Genomic DNA, 23,326 nt, shown 5'->3' with positions numbered 1-23,326 from the left:
AAAACCGCGTGAGCGCGATGTTCTATCCGCGTCGCCAGATCAGCAGCGTCACCACGCCTGCGATCAATCCCCAGAACGCCGATCCGATGCCGGCGATGGTCAGACCGGAGGCAGTGACCAGGAAGGTGATCAGGGCCGGCTCGCGATGCGATTCCTCGCGCAGCGCCGCCGACAGGCTGTTGCCGATCGTGCCCAGCAGGGCGATGCCGGCGATCGCCATGATCAGTTCCTTCGGGAACGCGGCGAACAGCGCGGCCACGGTGGCGCCGAAGATGCCGACCAGCACGTAGAACACGCCGGCCGCGATCGCCGCGACGTAGCGCCGATCCGGATCCTCGTGGGCTTCACGGCCCATGCAGATCGCGGCGGTGATCGCGGCCAGGTTCAGCGCGAACGCGCCGAATGGCGCCAGCAGCAGGTTCGCCACGCCGGTCCAGCCCACCGCCGGCGAAATCGGAATCGCATAGCCGGAGGCGCGGATCACCGCCACGCCGGGCACGTTCTGCGAGGCCATCGTCACCACGAACAGCGGCAGCGCGATGCCGAACAGTGCAGGCAGCGAAAAACTAGGGAAGATGAAGATCGGCTTCGCCAGTTCCCAGCTCAGCCCGTCGGTTTTCAACTGGCCGAGTCCGGCGGCGAAGGCGATGCCGACCAGCAGGGTGAGGATCACCGCGTAGCGCGGCAGCAGCCGGCGCGCGAGCAGGTAAACCACGAACATGGTCAGCGCCATGCCCAGCTGGGTCTTCATGGCGACGAAGGCGTCCAGGCCGAAACGCAGCAGCACGCCGGCCAGCATGCCCGAGGCCAGCGACACCGGGATGCGGCTGATGGTTTTCTCGAACAGGCCGGAGAAGCCGGCGGCGGCGATCAGCCCCGCCGAGATCAGGAACGCGCCGATGGCATCGGACAGCGGCAATCCCGCCGCGCTGCTGATCAACATCGCCGCGCCGGGCGTGGACCAGGCGGTCACCACCGGCATGCGATAGCGCAGCGACAGGCCGATGCAGGTCAGGCCCATGCCCAGGCCGAGCGCCCACATCCACGAACTGATTTCCTCCGGCGACGCACCCAGCGACTGTGCGGCCTGGAAGACGATGACCGCCGAACTGGCGAAGCCGACCAGCACGGTGACGAAACCGGCGGCGATGGCGGACAGGGACAGATCGCGCAACAGGTGGCGCGGCGGGGAAGCGTTGGACATGGAGGGACTGCTCAACGGAACCGGGGCATTGTCGCCCACGGATGCGAGGGGCAGAAGGTGTTGTGTGGTTCGATGCGTGGAGATGAGTGGAATGCTGGATTCCCCATTTGTCTCACTGGGCGGGTGGGGAAAGTGGCCGCGCGTTCGCTTTGGGGGCTGTCATGGCACGGGGTTCGTCCGCCTGGCCCCCACCCCAACCCTCCCCCGCGGGCGGGGGAGGGAGCTGTGTCCGGGCGGTGATGGCTCTTGGCAAGCCAGTCTCGCTGTCCGCCCATGCTTCGGAAGCTATCGGTGTCCGCAATAGGCCCCTTCTCCCGCCTGCGGGGGAAGGTTGGGATGGGGGCACTTCCGGCGACAAGACACCCGACATCATCGCTTCAAACAACTGCGAACAAGGTCAACGTCTGGACGCGCGCAACCCCACCGCCACCAGCCAACGCCGCGCCACCACCGGCGAAGTCATGCACACCGCCTCATCGGTGACGGTGGTGACCGCGCGCTCCAGCAACTGGATGTCGGCTTCGTGCTGGCGCGCCACGTGCGGATCCTCGAAGAAAATCACCCGCTGGCAGCGATGCTCCAGCACGCGATCGGCAATTTGCGCGTCGCCGCCCATCGGGCCGCTCTGGTAGCGCTCGGCCCAGGGTTTGTCCTGCGGCCAGCCGCGGCTCCACGCCAGTTCGTTGAGGCGCTGGCCGGTGGTGCCGGTGGCGACGCGATGGGCGAAGCGCGAGAGTTGATCGAAATGCTCGGCGGCGAAGGCCAGCATCTGCGGCTTCATCGCATCGTGCGCGATCAGCGCCAGGGTCTGCTCCTCCAGCGCATGGAAACGATCCGCGCCCGGTTCCGGTGCGAAACCGGCATGGATGCGTTCCATCTCCACCCAGTCGCGCGCCGAGGCGACGGTCGACAGGAACGGCTTGCCGTGGATCACGCATTGCCGCTTGAGCGCGATCGCCTCTGGAAAGATGGACGAGGGATCGACCGGATCGATCAGGTAGATCGCGCCATCCAGATTCCGTTCGGCGCCTTCCAGCCCGACCACTTCCGCGACCAGCTTCATCAGCCCGCCTTCGCGGCCATAGGGATAGCGGCGCAGTTGTGGATAGTTCGCCAGCATGCCGGCGGCGGCGATCGCGTCGTAGGTGCGCCCGACCGCGTGCAGGCCCAGCTTCAGTTCGCGGATGCCGGACTCGCTGGCGCGCAGCCAGCGGAACAATGCGGCGTCTTCGTTGTGGTGGTGCAGGCGGTTGGCGGCAAGACCCAGGCGCATGGACGGGGCGTCGAAGGGAAAGCGCTAGTCTAGCGATCCCGCGTGCGCGGCACAGGTGGGCTCTGGCCCACCATTGCCATACCAATTCAACAACGCCCGCGAGTGAACGCGGTGGGTCGGTGTGAAGACCTATTCCGCCAGCATCTCGGCGATGCTCGCCGCCGCGTCACGCCCTTCGGCCACCGCGGTCACCACCAGATCCGCGCCGCGCACCGCGTCGCCGCCGGCGAACAGTTTCGGGTTCGTGGTCTGGAATGGCAGGCGATCGCCGCCGCCGGCGACGATGCGTCCGTTCGGCGTGCCTTCCACGCCCTGCGTGGCCAGCCATTCGGGCACGCTGGGCGAGAAACCGAACGCGATGATCACCACGTCGGCCTCCAGCAGCGATTCGCTGCCCTCGATCGGTACCGCGCTCTGGCGGCCGCGCGCGTCCGGCTCGCCCAGGCGCGTTTCGACGACCTCCACGCCGACGACCTTGCCGTCGGCGTCGCCGCGGATCGCCAGCGGCTGGCGGTTGAACAGGAAGCGCACGCCTTCCTCGCGCGCGTTGGCGACTTCGCGCGCCGAGCCGGGCATGTTGGCCTCGTCGCGCCGATAGGCGCAGGTGACCTTGGCCGCGCCCAGCCGGATCGCGCTGCGCACGCAGTCCATGCCGGTGTCGCCGCCGCCCAGCACCACCACCCGCTTGCCGGCCAGATCCGGCAGCGCCAGCTTGTCTTCCCAGCCGGCGATCGGTCGACCCCAGGGATCATTGCCGCCGACGATGCGGCCGTTCTGCACCAGGAACGGCAGCGCCGGCAGCACGCCGTCCAGATCCTGCCCTTCCAGCCCGCCATCGGTGTAGCGATAGGCGCCGGTGCCGAGGAACACCGCGTCATAATCGGCCAGCAGTTCCTCCAGGCTCACGTCGCGGCCCACTTCCACGCCCAGGCGGAACTCCACGCCCATGCCTTCCAGCACCTCGCGGCGGCGGGCGATGACGCTCTTCTCCAGCTTGAAGGTGGGAATGCCGAACTGCAGCAGGCCGCCGATCTGTTCATAGCGGTCGTACACCACCGCGTGGATGCCGGCGCGCGCCAGCCGATCCGCGCAGCCGATGCCGGCTGGACCGGCGCCGATCACCGCCACCCGCTTGCCGGTCGGCTTGACGTCGCTCAGGTCCGGACGCCAGCCATTGGCCAGCGCGGTGTCGGTGATGAACTTCTCGACCGCGCCGATGGTGACCGCGCCGAATTCCTCCAGCGTGCAGGCGCCTTCGCACAGGCGATCCTGCGGGCAGACGCGGCCGCAGACTTCCGGCAGCGGGTTGGTCGAATGGCAGAGCGCGGCGGCTTCCTCGATGCGGTTTTCCTGCACCAGTTGCAGCCACTGTGGAATCGCGTTGTGCACCGGGCACTTCCAGCTGCAATAGGGATTGCCGCAATCCAGGCAGCGCCCCGCCTGGTACTGCGCCTCGGGCTTGTCGAATTTCCCGTACAGCTCGCCCCAGTCGCCGGACGTGCGCAGTTCCAGCGGAATGCGCTGCGGCATGGTGCGGGGCAGTTCGAGGAACTGGAAGACGCTTTTCTTGCTCATGGCTGGACTCTCTGCCCCTTCCCCCACGTGCGGGGAAGGGTCGGGATGGGGGCGCTTTTGCTTTCTGCGGTACGGGAGCGGAGCGTGCGCGAGGGCCCCCACCCCAGCCCTCCCCCGCAGGCGGGGGAGGGGGCTGTATCCGTGCGCTGTCGGGTTCTTCCGAAAGTGGAGAAAATTGCCGTACTCATGCACCGCCCCTTTTCCCCGTGTGCGGGGGAGGGAGCTGTATCCATGCGCGGCCGAATTCTTCCGAAAGTGGAGGAAGGTGCCGTGTGCATGCACCGCCCCTTCCCCCGCGTGCGGGGGAAGGTTGGGATGGGGGCAGGCTCGCGATGCATCAGGCCGCCCTGCGCAGCGAATCGGTCAACGACTCCAGGCTGGCCGCTTTCGGCTTCACCAACCAGAACTTGCCGACGTAGTCGCGGAACTCGTCCAGGATCTGCTGCGCCCAGATGCTGCCGGTGAGTTCGCGATGGCGCTGGATCAGCTTGTGCAGGTGCTGGCGGTGGCTCTCGAAGCCTTCCGGCGAGATCCGGTGGATGTCGATCAGCTCGTGGTTGTAGCGATCGACGAAATCGCGATCCAGATCCAGCACGTAGGCCAGGCCGCCGGTGAAGCCGGCGCCGAAGTTCAGGCCCACCCGGCCCAGCACCATCACGATGCCGTCGGTCATGTATTCGCAGCAGTGATCACCGGCGCCCTCGATGACCGCCAGCGCGCCGGAGTTGCGCACCGCGAAGCGCTCGCCGGCGCGGCCCGCGGCGAACAGTTCGCCGCCGGTGGCGCCGTACAGGCAGGTGTTGCCGATGATGGGCGTGTTGCGGGCCTCGAAGCGCGCGCCGCGCGGCGGACGCACCACCAGCCGGCCGCCGGCCATGCCCTTGCCGACGTAGTCGTTGGCCTCGCCTTCCAGTTCCATCTGCAGGCCACCGGCGTTGAACGCGCCGAAGCTCTGCCCGGCGGTGCCGCGGAAGCGCAGGTTGAGCGGCGCGTCGGCCATGCCCTGGTTGCCGTGCATGCGGGCGATCGCGCCGGACAGGCGGGTGCCGATCGAACGGTCGGTGTTGTGGATCAGGAAGCGGTGCTCGCCGCCGGCCTTGCGCCGGATTGGTTCGGCCAGCAAGCCGTCGAGCTGGGTGGCCAGGCTGTCGGGCGATTCGTACAGGCGCTGGGCCGCGCAGCTTTCGCTGCCGGTCTGCGCGCCCTGCAGCAGGCGGGCCAGATCGATGCGCACGCCGGCGCGCGGCGAGGCGTCGATCTGTTCCAGCAGATCCGTGCGGCCGACGATCTCGTCCAGCGAACGCGCGCCCAGGTAGGACAGCCACTGGCGCACTTCCTCGCTGAGCAGCCGGAAGAAGTTCTCCACCCGTTCCGGCAGGCCGGTGAAGTACTGCGAGCGCAGGCGTTCGTCCTGGGTGGCCACGCCGGTGGCGCAGTTGTTGAGGTGGCAGATGCGCAGGTACTTGCAGCCCAGCACGATCATCGGGCCGGTGCCGAAACCGAAGCTGTCAGCGCCCAACAACGCCGCCTTGACCACGTCCAGGCCGGTCTTCAGGCCGCCATCGGTCTGCAGCACGGTGCGCTCGCGCAGCTGGTTGGTGACCAGCGCCTGGTGCGCCTCGGCCACGCCCAGTTCCCACGGCACGCCGGCATAGCGGATCGAACTGATCGGGCTGGCGCCGGTGCCGCCGTCGTGGCCGGAGATGGTGATGAGATCCGCGCCGGCCTTGACCACGCCGGCGGCGATCGTGCCGACGCCCGCGTGCGAGACCAGCTTCACCGACACCAGCGCCTGCGGATTGACCTGCTTGAGGTCGTAGATCAGCTGGGCCAGATCCTCGATGGAGTAGATGTCGTGGTGCGGCGGCGGCGAGATCAGGCCGATGCCCGGGCGCGCGTAGCGCAGGCGGGCGATCAGTTCGTTGACCTTGTGGCCGGGCAACTGGCCGCCTTCGCCGGGCTTGGCGCCCTGGGCGACCTTGATCTGCAGCACCTCGGCATTGACCAGGTACTCGGGGGTGACGCCGAAACGGCCGGAGGCGACCTGCTTGATCTTGCTGCGCTTCTCGGTGCCGTAGCGCGCCGGGTCCTCGCCGCCCTCGCCGGAGTTGCTGCGTCCGCCCAGGCGGTTCATCGCGATCGCCAGCGCTTCGTGCGCTTCCGGCGACAGCGCGCCCAGGCTGATCGCGGCCGTGTCGAAACGACGCAGCAGATCGCCGGCTTCGGCGACTTCCGACAGCGGCGTCGGGATGGCGGCGGGCTTGAGCCGCAGCAGGTCGCGCAGCGCCGACGGCGGACGCGAGTTCACCGCGTCGGCGTACTGCTGCCAGTCGGCGGCCTCGCCGGTGCGGGTGGCGCGTTGCAGCGTCGTCACCACGTCCGGGTTGTACATGTGGTACTCGCCGCCGTGGACGTACTTGAGCAGGCCGCCGATTTCCGGCTGCGCGCGGTCGTTCCAGCCGCGGGCTTCCAGTTCGCGCGCTTCGGTGTCCAGGCGCTCGAAGCCGACGCCGCCGATGCGCGCGGGCGTGTCGGCGAAGCACAGCTCGACCACGTCCGGATCCAGCCCGACGATCTCGAACAGCTGCGCGCCGCGGTAGCTGCTGATGGTGCAGATGCCCATCTTGGAGATGATCTTGGACAGGCCCTTGTAGATGCCCTTGCGGTAGCTGCGGCCGATCTGGGCCTGCTCGCCGCCCTTCTTCAGTTGCAGGATGCCGCGCCGGCCCAGGTCGAACAGGGTCTGGTAGGCCAGGTACGGATACACCGCGGTGGCGCCGTAACCGATCAGGCAGGCGATGTGGTGGGCGTCGCGCGCGGTGCCGGTCTCGATGATCAGGTTGACGTCGCAGCGCAGGCCTTCGCGGCACAGGTGGTGGTGGACCGCACCGGTCGCCATCAGCGCATGCACCATCGGCCGGCCCTGCTGTGGCCGGCGATCGCTCAGCACCACCATGACCATGCCTTCGCGCGCGGCCTGTTCGACTTCGGCGCAGATGCGCTCGATCGCCGCCTTCAGGCCTTCCTCGACGCTGTAGGACAAGTCGATGTAGCGGTGCTTCTGGTCGTACGGATCCATCTTCAGCAACTGGCGCAGCTTGCGCTGGCTGAGCACCGGCGAATTGAGGATGACGTGGCTGACCGTCTCCGGGCCGGCGTGGAAGATGTTGGTCTCCTTGCCGAGCTGGGTCGCCAGCGACATCACGCAGTCTTCGCGCAAGGGATCAATGGGCGGGTTGGTGACCTGGGCGAAGCCCTGGCGGAAATAGTCGTACAGCGGCCGGGTCTGCCGGCTCAGCACCGCCATCGGGGTGTCGTCGCCCATCGAGCCGGTCGCTTCCTGCTCGGTCTCGGCGAGCGGGCGCAGCACCTGCTCCACTTCCTCGCTGGTCAGCTGGAACAGCTTGTGGAAGCCGCGCAGGGTCTTCTCGTCGAACGGCGCGTCGGTGAGCGACGGATCGATCAGTTCGGTCTGCAGGTAGGTGACGCCATGGTGCAGCCATTGCTTGTATGGCGCGCGACCGCGGTTGATGCGATCCACCGCCTCGCTGTCGAGCAGATCGCCGCGCTTCAGATCGATGGCCATCATTTCGCCGGGGCCGAGCTTGCCCTTGCGGGTGACGCGCTCGGCGGGGACTTCCCACACGCCGGCTTCGGAGGCGACCAGGAAATGGCGATCGCTGGTCAGCATCCAGCGCGCCGGGCGCAGGCCGTTGCGATCCAGCATGCAGGCGGCGTAGCGGCCGTCGCAGGCGACGATGCCGGCGGGGCCGTCCCACGGCTCGGTGTTGAGGCCGTAGAACTCGTAGAACGCGGCCAGGTCGGCGTCCTTGAATTCCAGCGACTGGGTCGCCGGCGGCACCAGGATGCGCAGCGCCTGCAGCAGATCCATGCCGCCGGCGATCAGCAGCTCCAGCATGTTGTCCAGGCTCTGCGAATCGGAGCCGTGCATGGAAATGACCGGATCGAATTCGGCGATGTCGAAGCGCGGCGTCTTCCACACCTTGCTGCGCGCCTGCGCCCAGCGACGGTTGCCTTCGATGGTATTGATTTCGCCGTTGTGCGCCAGCAGTCGGAACGGATGCGCCAGCGGCCAGCGTGGCAGGGTGTTGGTGGAGAAGCGCTGGTGGAACACCACCGCGCTGCTGGTCAGATCACTGCGTTGCAGGTCCGGGTAGAACACCGGCAGTTTGTCCGGCAGCACCATGCCCTTGTAGCCGATGGCGTGCGGGGACAGGGTGACCACGTAGAAGTCGGCGATGTCCTTGCGCAGTTGCTGTTCGCCGCGGCGGCGGGCGAGGAACAGGGCCAGGCCGAAGGCATCGTCGTCCTGGTGGTCGCCGGCGTCGACGAAGATCTGTTCGATGCGCGGCAGGGTTTCCTTGGCCAGCACGCCGCAGACGCTGTCGTCGGTCGGAGGCACGCGCCAGCCGCGCGGCGCGGCGCCGGCGCGGCGCAGCTCGGCTTCCAGGGTGGCGCGACATCGATCCGCCTGCGCGTCGTCATGCGGCAGGAACACCAGGCCGGCGGCGAAGCGCGCGCCGATGGTGATGCCGGCCTCTTCGGCCAGGGCGCGCAGGAACGCATCGGGTTTGCGGATCAGCAGGCCGCAGCCGTCGCCGGTAAGCCCGTCGGCGGCGACGCCGCCGCGATGGGTCATCCGCGAAAGCGCGGCAATGGCGGTGTCGACCAGCGCACGCGAAGGCTGGTCATCCAACTGCGCGATCATGCCGAAACCGCATGCGTCGCGTTCGTCGTTCGGGTCGTAGAGCCCGTGGCGACTGCGAGGGGCCATCTCTGCCTCAAACCTTGCTGACGGCGACACCGTGCCCTGCCCACGCAGCGGCACTTCGAAATGTCACCGGAGCCCCGACTAAAGCACAGATGTTGCGGTGCCGCAACAGCGTTCCGACGAGTACGACGATAGTTGCAGAAGCAACTTTTTAAGTGGATTTTCTTTGGTCTGCTGCGTGCGGCACGTGCGCCTGTTCACCCGCAGCCGACGCGCGCGACGCGTCGCTGCGCGTCGAGATACAGGTTGAGCCGGCCAGCGCGGAAGTCCTGCACGCCAACCTGATCCGCACGCACGGCGCGCGCCATGTCGGCGCCGGCGGCCGCGCGCGCCTTCTCGATCACGCCGGCGTCGATCGGCAGGCCGATGACGCCTTGCGCGGCGGAAGGATCACAGCGTGGCGGCAATGGCTTGAGCGCGGCGGCCGCGGGTGGCGCTGATTTCGGCGGAGGCGTGGAACCGCAGCCGGCGAGCGCGGCGGCGAACAGCCATGCGGGGATGCGGAGCTTGCTGGCCATGCGGGATCCCTTCCCGGTGCGTGCCGACGCCGGTCGGTGTCTGTGCGGATGGCGAGATCTTAAGTGTTTCCGCATGCGCGTGATCGCGCGGGGAAGTCATGGGTGCACGTTTTGCCCCCACCCCAGCCCTCCCCCGCAGGCGGGGGAGGGGGCCGTGTCCGTGTTCCGATTCTTTTCCCGCAGATGGTGGGCCGCAAACGATGAGAGAAGAAGCCGTGCCTGGGTAGGGCCTCTCCGGCCTCGAACGGGAAGCGCGCCAATCCGGATCGCCCATCCTCGCGCGGGATCCGCCCCTTCCCCCGCTCGCGGGGGAAGGCTGGGATGGGGGCGCTTTTTTCCGGGTATCGAAGCCCGATCAGCCGCAACGAACCGCCGTCACCACACCCTTGTCGTCCAGGTCGATGTTCAAACGGCTGGGATTGAATTCCATCGTGGCAGCCTCGCCCGGCTTGAGCGTGCGCACGGCGCTGGCCTTCGCGTCCTTGCCGGCCTGTTCGGTGTCGGCGGGTGTGGCGGCCTTGCCGATGATCCACTGCGCCTGGGTGTCGTCGCAGCTGCCGCCGGGGGCGGGTGCGGTGCCGGTGGGGTCGCTGCCGGGTTCGGGCGGTTGCGCGGCGGCGGCGGCGGCGGCCTGCGACTGTTCCGTGGCGGCCGTCTGTTCGTCGGGCGCCGGCGCCGAACAGGCGGCGAGCGTCAGGGAAAGCAACAGGGCGGGAAGCGCGTAACGGGACATGCAGGCTCCAGTGGCAAACGAATGATGGGCCAAGCATCGCCCAGCCTACATTCGCATGTCGTTAACCGGACCCGTTGTCAGGATCGGACATGCCCGAATCTCGCGAAGTCTTGAACGCTCTCGCCGCCGCGGCCGCGCAGGCGCGCGAGGCCGGCCTGATTCATGTCAGCGACGCCGTACCGGGAATCCGCCGCCGCCGCGCCGGCAAGGGCTTCGTCTATCTGGATCCGTCCGGCGCGCGTGTCCGCGATGCCGCGACGCTCGAACGCATCCGCGCGCTGGCGATCCCGCCGGCCTATACCGAAGTGTGGATCTGCCCGCACGCACGCGGCCATCTGCAGGCCACCGGACGCGATGCGCGCCGGCGCAAGCAGTACCGCTACCACCCGCAATGGAGCGAGGTGCGTGGCAACGGCAAGTTCACCCGGATTGTGGCCTTCGGCCGTGCATTGCCGCGCCTGCGTCGCCGGGTTCGCGCGGATCTGGCGCGGCCGGGCCATCCGCGCGAGAAGGTGCTGGCGATCGTGGTGGCGTTGATGGGCGCGACCCTGGTGCGGGTCGGCAACGCCGGCTATGTGCGCGACAACGGTTCGTTCGGCCTGACCACCCTGCGCAACCGCCATTTCGAGTTCGCGAGTGGGGGCAGGGTGCGGCTTCGCTTCGCCGGCAAGGGCGGGCAGATGCACGACATCGCGGTCGACGATCGACGGCTGGTCCGCCTGGTGCGCGGTTGTCGGCAGTTGCCCGGGCAATTGCTGTTCCAGTACCGCGACGACGACGGCGAGTTGCATCCGGTGGATTCGGGCGCGGTCAACGACTACCTGCGCGAGGCGATGGGCGAGGCGTTCACCGCCAAGGATTTCCGCACCTGGGGCGGGACCCTGGCCGCGTTCCAGCAATTGGCGGCGACTCCGTTGCCGGCGCGCGGCGGTGAGCGCGCGCTGGCGCGGGTGCGGCAGACGGTCACCGAGGCGGTGGCCGGCATGCTGGGCAACACGGTGGCGGTGTGCCGCAAGGCGTATATCGACCCGTGCGTGTTCGAGGGCTGGTGCGACGGCCGGTTGGCGCGCTGCGCGGGAGATGCCCGCGGGCCGCGGCAATGGGAAAGCGCCGCGCTGCGTTTTCTCGGCCGGGCCCACCGCGACGCCGCGCGTGCGGCGTCGGGCGGGGGAAAGCGGAAAGCGACGAAGGGGAAATGATCAGCCGCAGGCGATCTTGGTGATCTTGTTGTCCTTGTCCAGATGCACGTTCACCCGATCCTCGCGGTAGTCCATGGTCACCGCCTGGTTCGGACCGATGGGACGCATCAGGCCCGCGCCGCTCTCGCGCCAGACGCGGCCCATGTTGGCCTGGTTGCCTTCCTGGCCGACGGCCCATTGCACGGCGTCGGCGTTGCACTTGCCCGAGCCGGGTGCGGGCGTGGCGGCGCCGCTATCGGTCGAGGGCGATGTCGAACTGCATGCGGCCAGGGCCAGCGCGGCGGTGATGGCGGCGGAACCCAGCAGGGAACGTAGGGACATGGCGGCTTCCTTATCGGCGGGTGGATGGCGCGCATGGTATGCCGAATGCGTCCGATATTTCCGGGTGGGCGGTCGCGGGTTGGGGGGCTTTAAAGCGAAGGGCAAATCCCCCTCGGTCCCCCTTTTGACCAGCCATTCGGCTGTTGTGAAGCGCTGCAAAGGGGGAGGAAAAGCGGGGTCTTTCCGAAGGGGTAGCCCCCTTTGAAAAAGGGGGCTGGCGGCCGCGTAGCGGGCGACGGGGGATTGACCAGCCATTCGGCTGTTGAAAAGCGCCTGCGCTTGGAGCAGAAGCAAATCCCCCTCGGTCCCCCTTCTTCGAAGGGGGAGGCGGGTCAGTCGCGATAGATCCGCGGTGCGCGCTTCAGTCCGCACAGCAGCGAGTAGGCGCTGCCGTTGGCGTGGCGGGCCAGTTCGGTGACCGGCACCTGTGCACCCCACAGTTCGACCCGGCTGCCCAGGCCCGCCTGCGGCACATCGGTCAGATCGACGGTGAGCATGTCCATCGAGACGCGGCCGATCAGCCGGCTGCGTTGGCCGTCGATGGCGACCGGGGTGCCGGTGGGGGCGAAGTGCGGATAACCCTCGGCGTAGCCGAAGGCGACCACACCGACCCGGGTCGGGCGCTCGGTGACGAAGCTGCCGCCATAGCCGATCGGTTCGCCGGCGGCGAGTTCGCGCACGCTGATGATCTTCGATTCTGCGGTCATCACCGGGCGCAGGCGGCCGGCCTGCGGGTGGGAAGACGGGAAGGGATTGGCGCCGTACAGCATCAGGCCGGCACGGCCCCAGTCGCTGCCGGCCGCCGGCCAGCCGAGCAGGCCGGGCGAGTTGGACAGGCTGCGTTCGCCGGGCAGATCGCCCAGGGTGGCGGTGAAGGCGTCCAGCTGCTGCGCGGTGCGCTCGCTGTCCAGTTCGTCGGCGCGGGCGAAATGGGTCATCGCCACCACCGAGGCCACTTGCGGCAGCGCGGTCAGCCGCTGCCAGGCGGCGCGATAGTCCTGCGGCGCCAGGCCGACCCGGTGCATGCCCGAATCCAGTTTCAGCCAGATCCGCAGCGGCCGTTCCAGCGATGCCTGTTCCAGCGCGGCGATCTGCCATTCCGCGTGGATCACGCACCACAGATCATGCGCGGCGATCACCGGCAGTTCGTCGGCCTCGAAGAAACCTTCCAGCAACAGGATCGGCGAGCGGATGCCGGCGCCGCGCAGGGCCAGCGCCTCTTCCAGGCAGGCGACCGCGAAACCGTCAGCGGCTTCGGCCTCCAGCGCCTGCGCGCAACGGACCGCGCCGTGCCCGTAGGCATCGGCCTTGACCACGGCGAGGGAACGGCCGCCGGCGAGTTCGCGGGCGATGCGGTAGTTGTGGCGCAGCGACTGCAGGTCGATCAGCGCGCGGGCTGGGCGCATGGTTCAGGCTGGGGGTCGTGGCCGCCGCGGCGCGCGCCGTAGCGGGAAATGTCGAGGCCTTCGCCGCTGATTTGCGGCATGCGCGAGGCCATCAGGTCGGCCAGGTAACGGCCCGAGCCGCACGCCATGGTCCAGCCCAGTGTGCCATGTCCCGTGTTGAGGAACAGGTTCGAGTATTGGGTCGCGCCGACCACCGGGGTGCCGTCCGGCGTGGCCGGGCGCAGGCCGGTCCAGAAGCTGGCGCGGGACAGATCGCCGCCGCGCGGATACAGATCGCCGACCACCATTTCCAGGGTCGCGCGGCGCTTCGGCGACAGCGACAGATCGAAGCCGGCCACCTCGGCCATGCCGCCGACGCGGATGCGATCGTCGAAGCGGGTGATCGCGATCTTGTAGGTCTCGTCGAGGATGGTCGACGTCGGCGCCATCGCCGCGTCGACGATCGGCAAGGTCAGCGAATAGCCCTTAAGCGGATACACCGGCAGGCGGATGCCCAGCGGCGCCAGCAGTCGCGGCGAATAGCTGCCGAGCGCCAGCACGTAGCGGTCGGCGGTTTCCCGCTTGCCGTCGATGCGCACGCCGCGGATGCGGCCGCCTTCGGTTTCCAGCGCCTCGATGGTCTGGCCGTAGCGGAACTCCACGCCGGCCGCCGCGGCCATCGCCGCCAGCCGCTGGGTGAACAGGTGGCAGTCGCCGGTCTGGTCGTTCGGCAGGCGCAGCGCGCCGACCAGCTTGTCGGACACGCTCGCCAGCGCCGGTTCGACCCGGGCGATGCCGTCGCGACCCAGCAGTTCGTAGGGCACGCCGTATTCGTCCAGCACCGCGATGTCCTTGGCCGCGCCATCGAGCTGGGCCTGGGTGCGGAACAGCTGGGTGGTGCCGAGCTGGCGGCCTTCGTAGTCGATGCCGGTTTCCGCACGCAGCTCGTCCAGGCAGTCGCGGCTGTATTCGGACAGGCGCACCATGCGCGCCTTGTTGATGGCGTAGCGCTCCTGGGTGCAGTTGCGCAGCATCTGCGCGAGCCACAGGTACTGGTTGGGGTCCAGGCCCGGGCGGATCGCCAGCGGCGCATGCCTGGAGAACAGCCATTTGAGCGCCTTGAGCGGCACGCCCGGCGCGGCCCATGGCGACGCGTAGCCCGGCGAGATCTGGCCGGCGTTGGCGAAACTGGTTTCGCCGGCCGGGCCGGCCTGCCGATCGATGACGGTCACCTCGAAACCCGCGCGCGCCAGATACCACGCGCTGCTGATGCCGATGACGCCGCTGCCCAGAACCAGAACCCGCATGCCGATGCTCCCGCCAGTGATTCCGGACATTTCCCTGGCCTGGAGGCCGGGTTTCCGGAGTTCGGCGAGTATAGGGACGGATGTATAGGGTTATTTTCCGTATTTGGTGGCAACATTGGGGAATTCCACCGAAAAGCCCGGTTTCCTTGGAGCTCCCATGACCCAGCGCCGCCGCGAACTGGACAAGATCGACCGCAACATCCTGCGGGTGCTGCAGGAGGAGGGGCGGATCTCCTTCACCGAACTGGGCGAGCGGGTCGGCCTGTCGACCACGCCCTGCACCGAGCGGGTCCGTCGGCTGGAGCGCGACGGGGTGATCACCGGCTACTACGCCCGGCTGGATCCGCAGTACCTCAAGGCCAACCTGCTGGTGTTCGTGGAGATCAGCCTGGCCTACAAGTCCGGTGACATCTTCGAGGAGTTCCGCCGTGCCGCCCTGCGCCTGCCCAACGTGCTGGAATGCCATCTGGTCTCCGGCGATTTCGACTACCTGATCAAGGCGCGCATCTCGGAGATGGCGTCCTACCGCAAGCTGCTCGGCAGCACCCTGCTGACCCTGCCGCACGTGCGCGAGTCCAAGAGCTACATCGTGATGGAAGAGGTCAAGGAAACCCTCAGCCTGCCGGTGCCCGACTGAGTCGGGGCGCGGTGCCGGGCTGAACGGTCCGGGATGACGTTGGGCACATGTCGCCCGCGCGGCGGACGGGAGTATCGTGGCCGCCTTTGTTCCGTTCCGAGGTCCGCCATGCACGCCCACCGCTGGATCCTGCTGACCGCCGCGCTGTGCGGCGCCAGCGCCTGCAACCGCACTCCCGAGCCGGCCGCCGAGGCGCCCAAGGCCGAGGCACCCGCCGCCGCGCCGGTCATCGGCATCGATCTGGCCGGCCTGGACAAGGCGGTCGCGCCGGGCGACGACTTCGACGAATACGCCAACGGCGGCTGGCGCAAGAACGCGCAGATCCCGGACGACCGTTCCAGCACCGGCGTGTTCCTGGAGGTCTTCCAGAAAGCCGAGAAACGCAACGCCGATCTGGTCCAGGGCCTGGCCAAGGCCAACCCGGCCGCCGGCACGCCCGAGCGCAAGATCGCCGACTACTACGCCGCCTTCATGGACGAGGCCGGCATCGAGCAGCGTGGCCTGGCGCCGCTGCAGCCGTGGCTGGACGAGATCGACGCGATCGCCACGCCAGCCGATCTGTCGCGCTACATCGGCGGCACCGTGCGCGCTGATACCGATCCGCTCAACGCGACCAACTTCGCCACCGACAACCTGTTCGGCCTGTTCGTCGCCCAGGGCCTGGAAGATCCGTCGCAGAACGTGGGCTACCTGATGCAGGGCGGCCTGGGCATGCCGGATCGCGAGTACTACCTGGCCGCCGACAAGGACATGGCCGCCAACCGCGACAAGTACCAGGCCTACATCGGCCACCAGTTGAAGCTGGCCGGCGCGAGCGACGCCGACGCGGCCGCCAAGGCCAAGGCCATCTTCGATCTGGAAATGAAGATCGCCCAGGCCCACGCCAACATCGTCGACAGCCAGGACGTGCACAAGGCGAACAATCCGTGGGAGACCGCGGCGTTCGCGAGCAAGGCGCCGGGCATCGACTGGGCGGCCTTCTTCGAGGGTGCCGGCCTGACCGGGCAGAAGGTGCTGATCGCCTGGCAGCCCGACGCGATCAAGAAACTGTCGGCGCTGGTCGCCAGCCAGCCGCTGCAGACCTGGAAGGACTACCTGCGCTTCCACGCCATCGATCACAGCGCCGGCCTGCTGCCCAAGGCCTATGCCGACGCCAGCTTCGAGTTCCACGGCAAGACCCTGCAGGGCACGCCCAAGCAGCGGGATCGCTGGAAGCGCGCGATCGGCGCCACCAACGGTGCGCTCGGCGACGCCATCGGCCAGATCTACGTGAAGCAGTATTTCCCGGCCTCGTCGAAGGCGCAGGTCGAGGAGATGGTCAACAACATCCTGGCCGCGTTCCGCGAAGGCGTGGACAAGCTGGAGTGGATGACCCCGGCGACCAAGGAAAAGGCCAAGGCCAAGGCCGCGACGATGCGGGTGGGCGTGGGCTATCCGGAAACCTGGCGCGACTACGCCTCGCTGGAAGTGAAGGCCGACGATCCGCTGGGCAACGCGCGCCGCGCCGAGGAATTCGAGTATCGCCACCAGACCGCCAAGCTGGGCAAGCCGGCCGATCGCGCCGAGTGGTGGATGACGCCGCAGACGGTCAACGCCGTGCAGCTGCCGCTGCAGAACGCGATGAACTTCCCGGCCGCGATCCTGGAAGCGCCGTTCTTTGATCCCAAGGCTGATCCGGCCGCCAACTACGGTGCCATTGGCGCGGTGATCGGCCACGAGATCAGCCATGGTTTCGACAACACCGGCGCCGAGTTCGACGACCAGGGCCGCCTGCGCAACTGGTGGACGCCGGAGGATGCGGCGCACTTCAAGACCGCCGGTGATCGCCTGATAGCCCAGTACAACGCCTACGAGCCGATGCCGGGCCTGCACATCAACGGCGAGCAGACCCTGGGCGAGAACATCGCCGATGTGTCCGGCCTGGCCATCGCCTACACCGCCTACAGGAAATCGCTGGGCGGCAAGGAAGCACCCGTGATCGACGGCCTGACCGGCGACCAGCGCTTCTTCATCGCCTACGCGCAGGCGTGGCGCACCAAGACCCGCGACGCGGCGCTGCGCGCGCAGGTAATCGGCGACGGCCACGCGCCGGGCCGCTACCGCGCCCAGACCGTGCGCAACGTCGATGCCTGGTATGCCGCGTTCCCGTCCAAGCCGGGCGAGAAGCTGCACCTGGAAGCGAAGGATCGAGTCAAGATCTGGTAAGCCGGCGCCCACACCGCGTCGTCTCGCTGGAAATCCCGCAAGCGCAAACCGCTCCCTCCCCCGCTAGCGGGGGAGGGTTGGGGAGGGGGCCAGCCGGAAAAAAACCGCGCCCTGGCATCAGCCGTCAAGCCCATACACCGCCATCGTCGATCAGACAGCGATTGCTGGAAGTGCCCCCATCCCAGCCTTCCCCCGCCAGCGGGGGGAAGGGGCCACAGCGGAGTTGGTGCAAGTGTTCTGCGATCGAGAGCGTAGAGAGAAGGACAGATGGCGACATCGTCCTGTCCAGGACGGGCGAGTAGCCGCGCCTGGAAGCAAATCAAGTCAGCGCTGATCATCCGGCGCGCACGCAACATCGCCTCACTGAAAATCCAGGCAAGCGTGAACCGCCCCCTCCCCCGCGTGCGGGGGAGGGTTGGGGTGGGGGCCCGCCGGAAAAGAACGCCCTACACAGTCGCCAAGCCTGCACATCGCTACCGCCGATCAGATCGCGATGGCTGGAAGCGCCCCCATCCCGGTCTTGCCCCGCCAGCGGGGGAAGGGGCCACAGCCGAATCGCTGCATTTGTTTTGCACGTCGAAAGAGCGGAGAGAAGGGGCGGATGGCGACATCCGCCCTTTTTTCATGGCGTCCTTTCGCCGCGCGCCGGGTCCGATTGCGATGGCGTGCCGGTGCAGGCATAGTCCACCGGGCATGCGAAGCGCCGCAGGAGCGCCATGAAGAACCGAACGGTCGCCCGCCCCGAACCCGATGATGAACAGCGCCGACTGGCGGTGCTGATCGATGCCGACAACGCCCAGCCCGCCGTCATCGAAGGACTGCTGGGCGAGATCGCCAAATACGGCGTGGCCAGCGTCAAGCGCATTTACGGCGACTTCACCAGTACCCGCATGACCCAGTGGAAGCAGGCGCTGCTGAAGCACTCGATCGCGCCGGTGCAGCAGTTCGCCTACACCAGCGGCAAGAACGCCACCGACAGCTCGTTGATCATCGATGCGATGGATCTGCTCTACACCCAGCGCTTCGATGGCTTCTGCCTGGTCTCCAGCGACAGCGATTTCACCCGCCTGGCCCAGCGCCTGCGCGAGGAAGGCCTGATGGTGTACGGCTTCGGCGAGCGCAAGACGCCGGACGCCTTCGTCCAGGCTTGCGACAAGTTCGTCTACACCGAGGTGCTGCGCAGCGAGACGCCGGCCGCGTCGCCGCCGCCGGCCAAACCGGCGAAGAAGGCAACCAAGAAGGCGGCCACGCCGAAGAGCGGACCGACCCAGGCCGAACCGACCGCCGCGCCGCCGCCGGAACCGGCGCGTGGCGAAGCGCTGCCGCTGCGGCTGCTCCGCCAGGCCATCGAGGAAGCCTCCGACGATCAGGGCTGGGCCTTCCTGGGCACGGTCGGCAGTTACCTGATCAAGATTCGCCCGGATTTCGATCCACGCCTGTACGGGCAGAAGAAACTCAGCGACCTGCTGAAGCACCATCCCCGCCACTTCGAAGTGGAAGAGCGCGGCGGGGATGGTGGCGCCAGCCGGCGTTTCTACGTCCGCTGGCGCGACTGACCCCGGGAGCGGCGCGATGATGGAAGACAAACCCCATGCGCCTTCCTGCGATCGCAACCGCGATCCAATCCTGGCGGTGCTGCGCCATCACTTCGCCGAAGTCCGCCGGGTGCTGGAAATCGGCAGCGGCACCGGCCAGCACGCGGTGTATTTCGCGATGAAGCTGCCGCGCCTGACCTGGCAGTGTTCGGATGTCGCCGACAACCTGCCCGGCATCCGCCAATGGCTGGACGACACGGATCTGCCGAATACGCCGCCGCCGCTGGAACTGGACGTGGACGGCGAATGGCCGGCGCAGCGTTTCGACGCGGCCTTCAGCGCCAACACCCTGCACATCATGGGCTGGACTTCGGTGCAGGCGTTCTTCGCCGGGCTGGGCGGTGTGCTGGGGCCGCGCGCCTCGCTGATCGTCTACGGTCCGTTCAACTACGAAGGCCGCTACACCAGCGAGAGCAACCGCGAGTTCGATGCCTGGCTGAAGGCGCGTGATCCGGCATCGGGCATCCGCGATTTCGAGGCGGTCGATGCGTTGGCGAACGCGCACGGCTTCCTGCTGATCGACGATGTCGCCATGCCGGCCAACAACCGCTGCCTGGTCTGGCGCAAGGCCTGAATCGGGCCAGAGGTCATGGTGACTTCCGCGTGATGGTACGGCGCCGGCCGCGCCGGCCAGAATGCGCCATCGATCCCTGCCGAGGTCATGCCATGCGCCGTTCGCTGTTGCCGTTCGCCTGTGCGGTGTCGCTGCTGTTCGCCGGTGCGGCGGGCGCCGCCGAACCCGCCAGCAAGGCCGAGGTGGAGCGCTATGCGCGCCAGCTGATGGAAAAAGCCTATCCCGTGGACGGCCCGGGCGCGGCGATCCTGGTGGCCCGTGGCGACGAGGTGCTGTATCGCGGCGCGCGCGGTCGCGCCAGCATCGAACTGGACGTGCCGCTGAATGCCGATCAGGTGTTCCGGATGGGCTCGATCACCAAGCAGATGGCCGCGGCCGGCCTGCTGACCCTGGTCGAGCAGGGCAAGCTGTCGCTGGATGATCCGCTGTCGAAATTCCTGCCGGACTATCCCGGCGGTGGAAACGTCAGCGTACGCATGCTGCTCAACCACACCTCCGGCATCAAGAGCTACACCGGCATTCCGGGCGTGATGGAAGGCCCGATCATGCAGGACCGTACCACCGCGCAGATGATCGAGACGTTCAAGGACCTGAAGCCGGACTTCGCGCCCGGCCAGGGTTATGCCTACAACAACTCCGGCTACGTGCTGGTCGGCGCGGTCATCGAGAAGGCGAGCGGCCAGCCGTGGCATGCCTACCTGAAGCAGGCACTGTTCGAACCGCTGGGCATGCGCCATACCGGTTACGGGCTGGAAAGCGCGGGCGTGATCGCCGGTATGGTCCAGGGCTACACCGGCGAGCCGGGACATCCGGCCAAGGCCGGTTACCTGAGCATGACCCAGCCGCATGCGGCCGGCGCGCTGGTGACCACGGTGGACGATCTGCTGCGCTGGAACCGCGCGCTGCACGAAGGCAAGGTGCTCAAGGACGCGACCTACCGGCAGATGGTCACGCCGGTGGGCAAGGCGATCGACGCCGGCTACGGCTTCGGCATCCAGTCGCTGGCGCTGCGCGGGCAGCCGATGCTGGAACACGGCGGCGGCATCCATGGCTTCGCCACCCGCCTGCTGTACCTGCCGGGCAGCGACATCACCGTCGCCGTCCTGCAGAACACCGATAGCCCGGCCGAGGGCGAGGAGCCGGGCGACATTTCGCGGCGGCTGGCCGCGTTCACCCTGGGCGAGCCGTTTCCGGAGCCGATTGCGGTGGCGGTGGATCCGGCCCGCCTGCAATCCGCGCTGGGCACGTATCGCGCTGGCCCGGAACGGGCGTTCAACTTGCATCTGGTCGATGGCAAGCCGGTGTTGCAGGAAGGCGAGCGCCGGCATGCGGTGGTGCCGCTCGGTCCGGATGATTTCGTCTATGCACACCGGCTCACCCGGTTCCGGATCGAGCGCGACGCGTCCGGCCGCGCGACGGCGATGCGCTACTTCCGCATGGGCGATGGCGACGGCGAGCGCATTCCGCGCGGCGGCGACCCGTTGACGCCGTGAGGGCGACGCGCCGCGCGTCCACGTCGCCGCCGTCGCGACGAGCGGCTAGGATGGCGACAATACAAAGCGGGGGATGCGCGCGGAATGTCCAGGTTGCCATTGGGGTTGTGGTGTTCGTTTGGTCTTTTCCTGGCCAGTCCGCTTGCCGCGCAGCCGGCTTCGGCCCCGACGCCGGCAACGGCACCCGCTTCGGCGCCGCTCTCCACGCAGGACTATCCCGGCACGCTGCGACTCGACGTCGACGCCAGTGACATCGACCGGCGCATCCAGCGGGTGCGCGAGCGCATCCCGGTCGCAGCGGGACCGCTGACCCTGTGGTATCCGAAATGGATTCCCGGCAACCACGCGCCGACCGGACCGATCAACCAGATCGCCGGGCTGGTCATCACCGGCAACGGCCAGCGCATCGCTTGGCGCCGCGATCCCGGCGACATGTATGCCTTCCATCTCGACGTACCGGCGGGGGTGACGGAGATCGAGATCGCATTCCAGTACCTGTCGCCGACCTCTTCCGCGCAGGGCCGGGTCGCGATGACCCCGCAGATGCTGTCGCTGCAATGGCATCGCGTACTGTTGTATCCGGCGGGCCATGACGCGCGCCGCATCCGCGTCGCCCCGACCCTGCGCCTGCCGGCGGGCTGGGAGTCGGCGACCGCGCTGGCGGTGGAAGGACGGGATGGTGCCGCACAGCGCTACGCGCCCACCGATCTGCTGACCCTGATCGATTCGCCGGTCTACGCCGGCCAGCACTTCCGCCGCTTCGACCTGGATACCGGCGCCACGCCGGTCCGCCTCAACGCGATGGCCGACACCAGCGCGCAACTGGACGCCTCGCCGGCGATGCTGCAGGCACACCGCGCGCTGGTGACCCAGGCCGACCGGGTGTTCGGTCCGCGTCCGTTCGCGCATTACGACTTCCTGCTGGCGCTGTCGGACAGCTTCAGCGGCATCGGCCTGGAGCATCGCCAGTCCAGCGAGAACGGCACCTACGCCGACTACCTGCGCGGCGATGCGGCCTTCATCGACAACGACCTGCTGCCGCACGAATACGTGCACGCCTGGAGCGGCAAGTTCCGCCGCCCGGAGACCACGTGGGCGCCGCACTACAACAGCGCCATCGACAACTCGTTGCTGTGGGTCTACGAGGGACAGACCCAGTACTGGGCGGTGGTGCTGGCCGCGCGCGCCGGCCTGTGGACACCCGAACAGGCGCGCGCGGTGCTGGCGAACACGCTGGCGACCGCGGCCACCCAGCCGGGCCGCGACTGGCGCGATCTGCAGGACACCGTGCACCAGGGCATCGTCGACTACAACGATGCGCCGCAGGCCTGGTCCAGCTGGCAGCGCGGCTACGACTTCTATTCGGAAGGCTCGCTGCTGTGGCTGGCGGTGGACGCGCGCCTGCGCGAACAGTCGCGCGGCCGTCGCAGCCTGGACGACTTCGCCCGCCGCTTCCACGCCGGCGCCAGCGCCGACGCGCCGATTTCGCTGTACGGCTTCGACGACGTGGTGCGGGTACTCGACGAAGTGCAGCCCGGCGACTGGCGCGGCTTCCTGCGCGAGCGCCTGGATGGGCAGGGCGCGGCCTCGCCGCTCGACGGGCTGGAGCGCGCTGGCTGGCGGCTGGCCTACACCGGCGAAGCAAACCCGGCCATCACCGATGCGGAGGGCGCCGGTGGCAACGACGACTTTCGCTTCTCGATCGGTTTGAAGGTCGGCTCCGACGGTGTAATCCAGGAGGCGATCTGGAACTCGCCCGCCTTTACCGCCGGACTTGCGAAGGACATGACGGTGATCGCGGTGGACGGGCTGGCCTACACCGGCGAGCGCCTCAAGCGCGCCATCGTCGCCGCCAAGGCATCGCCGCGGCCCATCGAACTGCTGGTGCGCCAGGGCGAGCAGTACCGCAGCGTCCGCATCGATTACCGCGACGGCCTGCGTTATCCACACTTGCAGCGCATCCCCGGCGCCGAGGACCGGCTGTCGAAGATCCTGGCGCCGCGTTGATACCCGCTTTCCTGTAGGAGCGACGTCAGTCGCGACCATGCGCTTGCCGGCGAGGCGATTCTACGGTCGCGACTGACGTCGCTCCTACAAGAACCCGCGGCAGGTAGCGGCAGGTGATACCCGGCGTGGCGTGTGGCGTGCATGCCATGGTTCCCGCTGGTGCGCCAGGGCGAGCAGTACCGCAGCGTCCGCATCGACTACCGCGACGGTCTGCGCTACCCGCACCTGCAGCGCATCCCCGGCGCCGAGGACCGGCTGTCGAAGATCCTGGCGCCGCGTTGATACCCGCTTTCCTGTAGGAGCGACGTCAGTCGCGACCATGCGCTTGCCGGCGAGGCGATTCTACGGTCGCGACTGACGTCGCTCCTACAAGAACCCGCGGCAGGTAGCGGCAGGTGATACCCGGCGTGGCGTGTGGCGTGCATGCCATGGTTCCCGCTGGTGCGCCAGGGCGAGCAGTACCGCAGCGTCCGCATCGACTACCGCGACGGTCTGCGCTACCCGCACC

Annotated in this window: 17 protein-coding genes; 8 read left to right on the top strand and 9 right to left on the bottom strand. The window is 68.3% G+C overall.

The window, feature by feature from the left end; genetic code table 11:
- Nucleotides 1-22 precede the first annotated feature (22 nt).
- The 6 genes from FG323_RS11610 to FG323_RS11585 form a co-directional block, all read right to left on the bottom strand.
- Nucleotides 23-1,204: a benzoate/H(+) symporter BenE family transporter gene (locus FG323_RS11610; RefSeq protein ID WP_141454844.1), complete on the bottom strand. Its 1,182-nt coding sequence runs from the start codon at nucleotides 1,202-1,204 to the stop codon at nucleotides 23-25.
- A 397-nt stretch (nucleotides 1,205-1,601) separates the two neighbouring features.
- Complete coding sequence (locus FG323_RS11605) at nucleotides 1,602-2,477, bottom strand: methylglyoxal synthase (RefSeq protein ID WP_141454843.1); 876 nt, start codon at nucleotides 2,475-2,477, stop codon at nucleotides 1,602-1,604.
- Between the two features lie 129 nt (nucleotides 2,478-2,606).
- Nucleotides 2,607-4,052 (bottom strand): FAD-dependent oxidoreductase, encoded by a 1,446-nt coding sequence (locus tag FG323_RS11600; RefSeq protein WP_141454842.1) that lies wholly within the window; start codon nucleotides 4,050-4,052, stop codon nucleotides 2,607-2,609.
- A gap of 337 nt (nucleotides 4,053-4,389) precedes the next feature.
- Nucleotides 4,390-8,847, bottom strand: coding sequence for a glutamate synthase large subunit (gene gltB / locus FG323_RS11595; protein ID WP_141454841.1), 4,458 nt, complete (start codon nucleotides 8,845-8,847; stop codon nucleotides 4,390-4,392).
- 194 nt (nucleotides 8,848-9,041) lie between these two features.
- Complete coding sequence (locus tag FG323_RS11590; protein WP_181444195.1) at nucleotides 9,042-9,362, bottom strand: I78 family peptidase inhibitor; 321 nt, start codon at nucleotides 9,360-9,362, stop codon at nucleotides 9,042-9,044.
- 355 nt (nucleotides 9,363-9,717) lie between these two features.
- Complete coding sequence (locus FG323_RS11585) at nucleotides 9,718-10,095, bottom strand: I78 family peptidase inhibitor (protein ID WP_141454839.1); 378 nt, start codon at nucleotides 10,093-10,095, stop codon at nucleotides 9,718-9,720.
- An 89-nt stretch (nucleotides 10,096-10,184) separates the two neighbouring features.
- Between FG323_RS11585 and FG323_RS11580 the strand changes: the two genes are divergently transcribed.
- Entirely contained in the window at nucleotides 10,185-11,294 is a 1,110-nt protein-coding gene (locus FG323_RS11580; RefSeq protein ID WP_141454838.1) for a DNA topoisomerase IB, read from the top strand.
- On the opposite strand, the gene FG323_RS11575 is transcribed toward FG323_RS11580, so the two are convergent.
- The 3 genes from FG323_RS11575 to FG323_RS11565 all read right to left on the bottom strand — a co-directional run bounded on the left by FG323_RS11575 (nucleotide 11,295) and on the right by FG323_RS11565 (nucleotide 14,307).
- A complete protein-coding gene (locus FG323_RS11575) occupies nucleotides 11,295-11,615 on the bottom strand; it encodes an I78 family peptidase inhibitor (protein WP_141454837.1) in 321 nt (106 codons plus the stop codon).
- 332 nt (nucleotides 11,616-11,947) lie between these two features.
- On the bottom strand, nucleotides 11,948-13,021 hold the full coding sequence (gene alr / locus FG323_RS11570) for an alanine racemase (protein WP_141454836.1): 1,074 nt from the start codon (nucleotides 13,019-13,021) through the stop codon (nucleotides 11,948-11,950).
- Complete coding sequence (locus tag FG323_RS11565) at nucleotides 13,000-14,307, bottom strand: D-amino acid dehydrogenase (RefSeq protein WP_141454835.1); 1,308 nt, start codon at nucleotides 14,305-14,307, stop codon at nucleotides 13,000-13,002. Before FG323_RS11565 ends, alr begins: the two co-directional genes overlap by 22 nt.
- A 157-nt stretch (nucleotides 14,308-14,464) precedes the next feature.
- Between FG323_RS11565 and FG323_RS11560 the strand changes: the two genes are divergently transcribed.
- From FG323_RS11560 to FG323_RS19705, 7 genes are all read left to right on the top strand, one after another.
- Nucleotides 14,465-14,944, top strand: coding sequence for a winged helix-turn-helix transcriptional regulator (locus FG323_RS11560; RefSeq protein ID WP_141454834.1), 480 nt, complete (start codon nucleotides 14,465-14,467; stop codon nucleotides 14,942-14,944).
- A gap of 108 nt (nucleotides 14,945-15,052) precedes the next feature.
- A complete protein-coding gene (locus tag FG323_RS11555; protein WP_141454833.1) occupies nucleotides 15,053-17,149 on the top strand; it encodes a M13 family metallopeptidase in 2,097 nt (698 codons plus the stop codon).
- A gap of 716 nt (nucleotides 17,150-17,865) precedes the next feature.
- Nucleotides 17,866-18,705: an NYN domain-containing protein gene (locus FG323_RS11550; protein ID WP_141454832.1), complete on the top strand. Its 840-nt coding sequence runs from the start codon at nucleotides 17,866-17,868 to the stop codon at nucleotides 18,703-18,705.
- A 19-nt stretch (nucleotides 18,706-18,724) separates the two neighbouring features.
- The gene (locus FG323_RS11545) at nucleotides 18,725-19,318 is read left to right on the top strand and encodes a DUF938 domain-containing protein (protein ID WP_141454831.1); all 594 of its coding nucleotides are present in this window, start codon (nucleotides 18,725-18,727) and stop codon (nucleotides 19,316-19,318) included.
- A 92-nt stretch (nucleotides 19,319-19,410) separates the two neighbouring features.
- Entirely contained in the window at nucleotides 19,411-20,811 is a 1,401-nt protein-coding gene (locus FG323_RS11540) for a serine hydrolase domain-containing protein (protein ID WP_181444194.1), read from the top strand.
- An 84-nt stretch (nucleotides 20,812-20,895) separates the two neighbouring features.
- Nucleotides 20,896-22,818, top strand: a complete 1,923-nt coding sequence (locus FG323_RS11535) for a M61 family metallopeptidase (RefSeq protein ID WP_141454810.1) — start codon at nucleotides 20,896-20,898, stop codon at nucleotides 22,816-22,818.
- Nucleotides 22,819-22,959: 141 nt separating this feature from the next.
- The gene (locus FG323_RS19705) at nucleotides 22,960-23,100 is read left to right on the top strand and encodes a hypothetical protein (RefSeq protein ID WP_181444191.1); all 141 of its coding nucleotides are present in this window, start codon (nucleotides 22,960-22,962) and stop codon (nucleotides 23,098-23,100) included.
- Nucleotides 23,101-23,326 lie beyond the last annotated feature (226 nt).

Source organism: Pseudoxanthomonas sp. z9 (assembly GCF_006542425.1).
GTDB lineage: Bacteria > Pseudomonadota > Gammaproteobacteria > Xanthomonadales > Xanthomonadaceae > Pseudoxanthomonas_A.
Note: the sequence above shows the minus strand (reverse complement) of the source record. Positions and strands in the feature narration are given on the sequence as shown.

Excerpts from the sequence above, each read along its gene's own strand:
- FG323_RS11580 (WP_141454838.1), top strand. The coding sequence starts at position 10,185 with ATGCCCGAATCTCGCGAAGTCTTGAACGCTCTCGCCGCCGCGGCCGCG.
- FG323_RS11545 (WP_141454831.1), top strand. The coding sequence starts at position 18,725 with ATGGAAGACAAACCCCATGCGCCTTCCTGCGATCGCAACCGCGATCCA.
- FG323_RS11550 (WP_141454832.1), top strand. The coding sequence starts at position 17,866 with ATGAAGAACCGAACGGTCGCCCGCCCCGAACCCGATGATGAACAGCGC.
- FG323_RS11555 (WP_141454833.1), top strand. The coding sequence starts at position 15,053 with ATGCACGCCCACCGCTGGATCCTGCTGACCGCCGCGCTGTGCGGCGCC.
- FG323_RS11610 (WP_141454844.1), bottom strand. The coding sequence starts at position 1,204 with ATGTCCAACGCTTCCCCGCCGCGCCACCTGTTGCGCGATCTGTCCCTG.
- FG323_RS11575 (WP_141454837.1), bottom strand. The coding sequence starts at position 11,615 with ATGTCCCTACGTTCCCTGCTGGGTTCCGCCGCCATCACCGCCGCGCTG.
- FG323_RS11585 (WP_141454839.1), bottom strand. The coding sequence starts at position 10,095 with ATGTCCCGTTACGCGCTTCCCGCCCTGTTGCTTTCCCTGACGCTCGCC.
- FG323_RS11540 (WP_181444194.1), top strand. The coding sequence starts at position 19,411 with ATGCGCCGTTCGCTGTTGCCGTTCGCCTGTGCGGTGTCGCTGCTGTTC.
- FG323_RS11535 (WP_141454810.1), top strand. The coding sequence starts at position 20,896 with ATGTCCAGGTTGCCATTGGGGTTGTGGTGTTCGTTTGGTCTTTTCCTG.
- FG323_RS11590 (WP_181444195.1), bottom strand. The coding sequence starts at position 9,362 with ATGGCCAGCAAGCTCCGCATCCCCGCATGGCTGTTCGCCGCCGCGCTC.
- gltB (WP_141454841.1), bottom strand. The coding sequence starts at position 8,847 with ATGGCCCCTCGCAGTCGCCACGGGCTCTACGACCCGAACGACGAACGC.
- FG323_RS11565 (WP_141454835.1), bottom strand. The coding sequence starts at position 14,307 with ATGCGGGTTCTGGTTCTGGGCAGCGGCGTCATCGGCATCAGCAGCGCG.
- FG323_RS19705 (WP_181444191.1), top strand. The coding sequence starts at position 22,960 with ATGCCATGGTTCCCGCTGGTGCGCCAGGGCGAGCAGTACCGCAGCGTC.
- FG323_RS11605 (WP_141454843.1), bottom strand. The coding sequence starts at position 2,477 with ATGCGCCTGGGTCTTGCCGCCAACCGCCTGCACCACCACAACGAAGAC.
- alr (WP_141454836.1), bottom strand. The coding sequence starts at position 13,021 with ATGCGCCCAGCCCGCGCGCTGATCGACCTGCAGTCGCTGCGCCACAAC.
- FG323_RS11560 (WP_141454834.1), top strand. The coding sequence starts at position 14,465 with ATGACCCAGCGCCGCCGCGAACTGGACAAGATCGACCGCAACATCCTG.
- FG323_RS11600 (WP_141454842.1), bottom strand. The coding sequence starts at position 4,052 with ATGAGCAAGAAAAGCGTCTTCCAGTTCCTCGAACTGCCCCGCACCATG.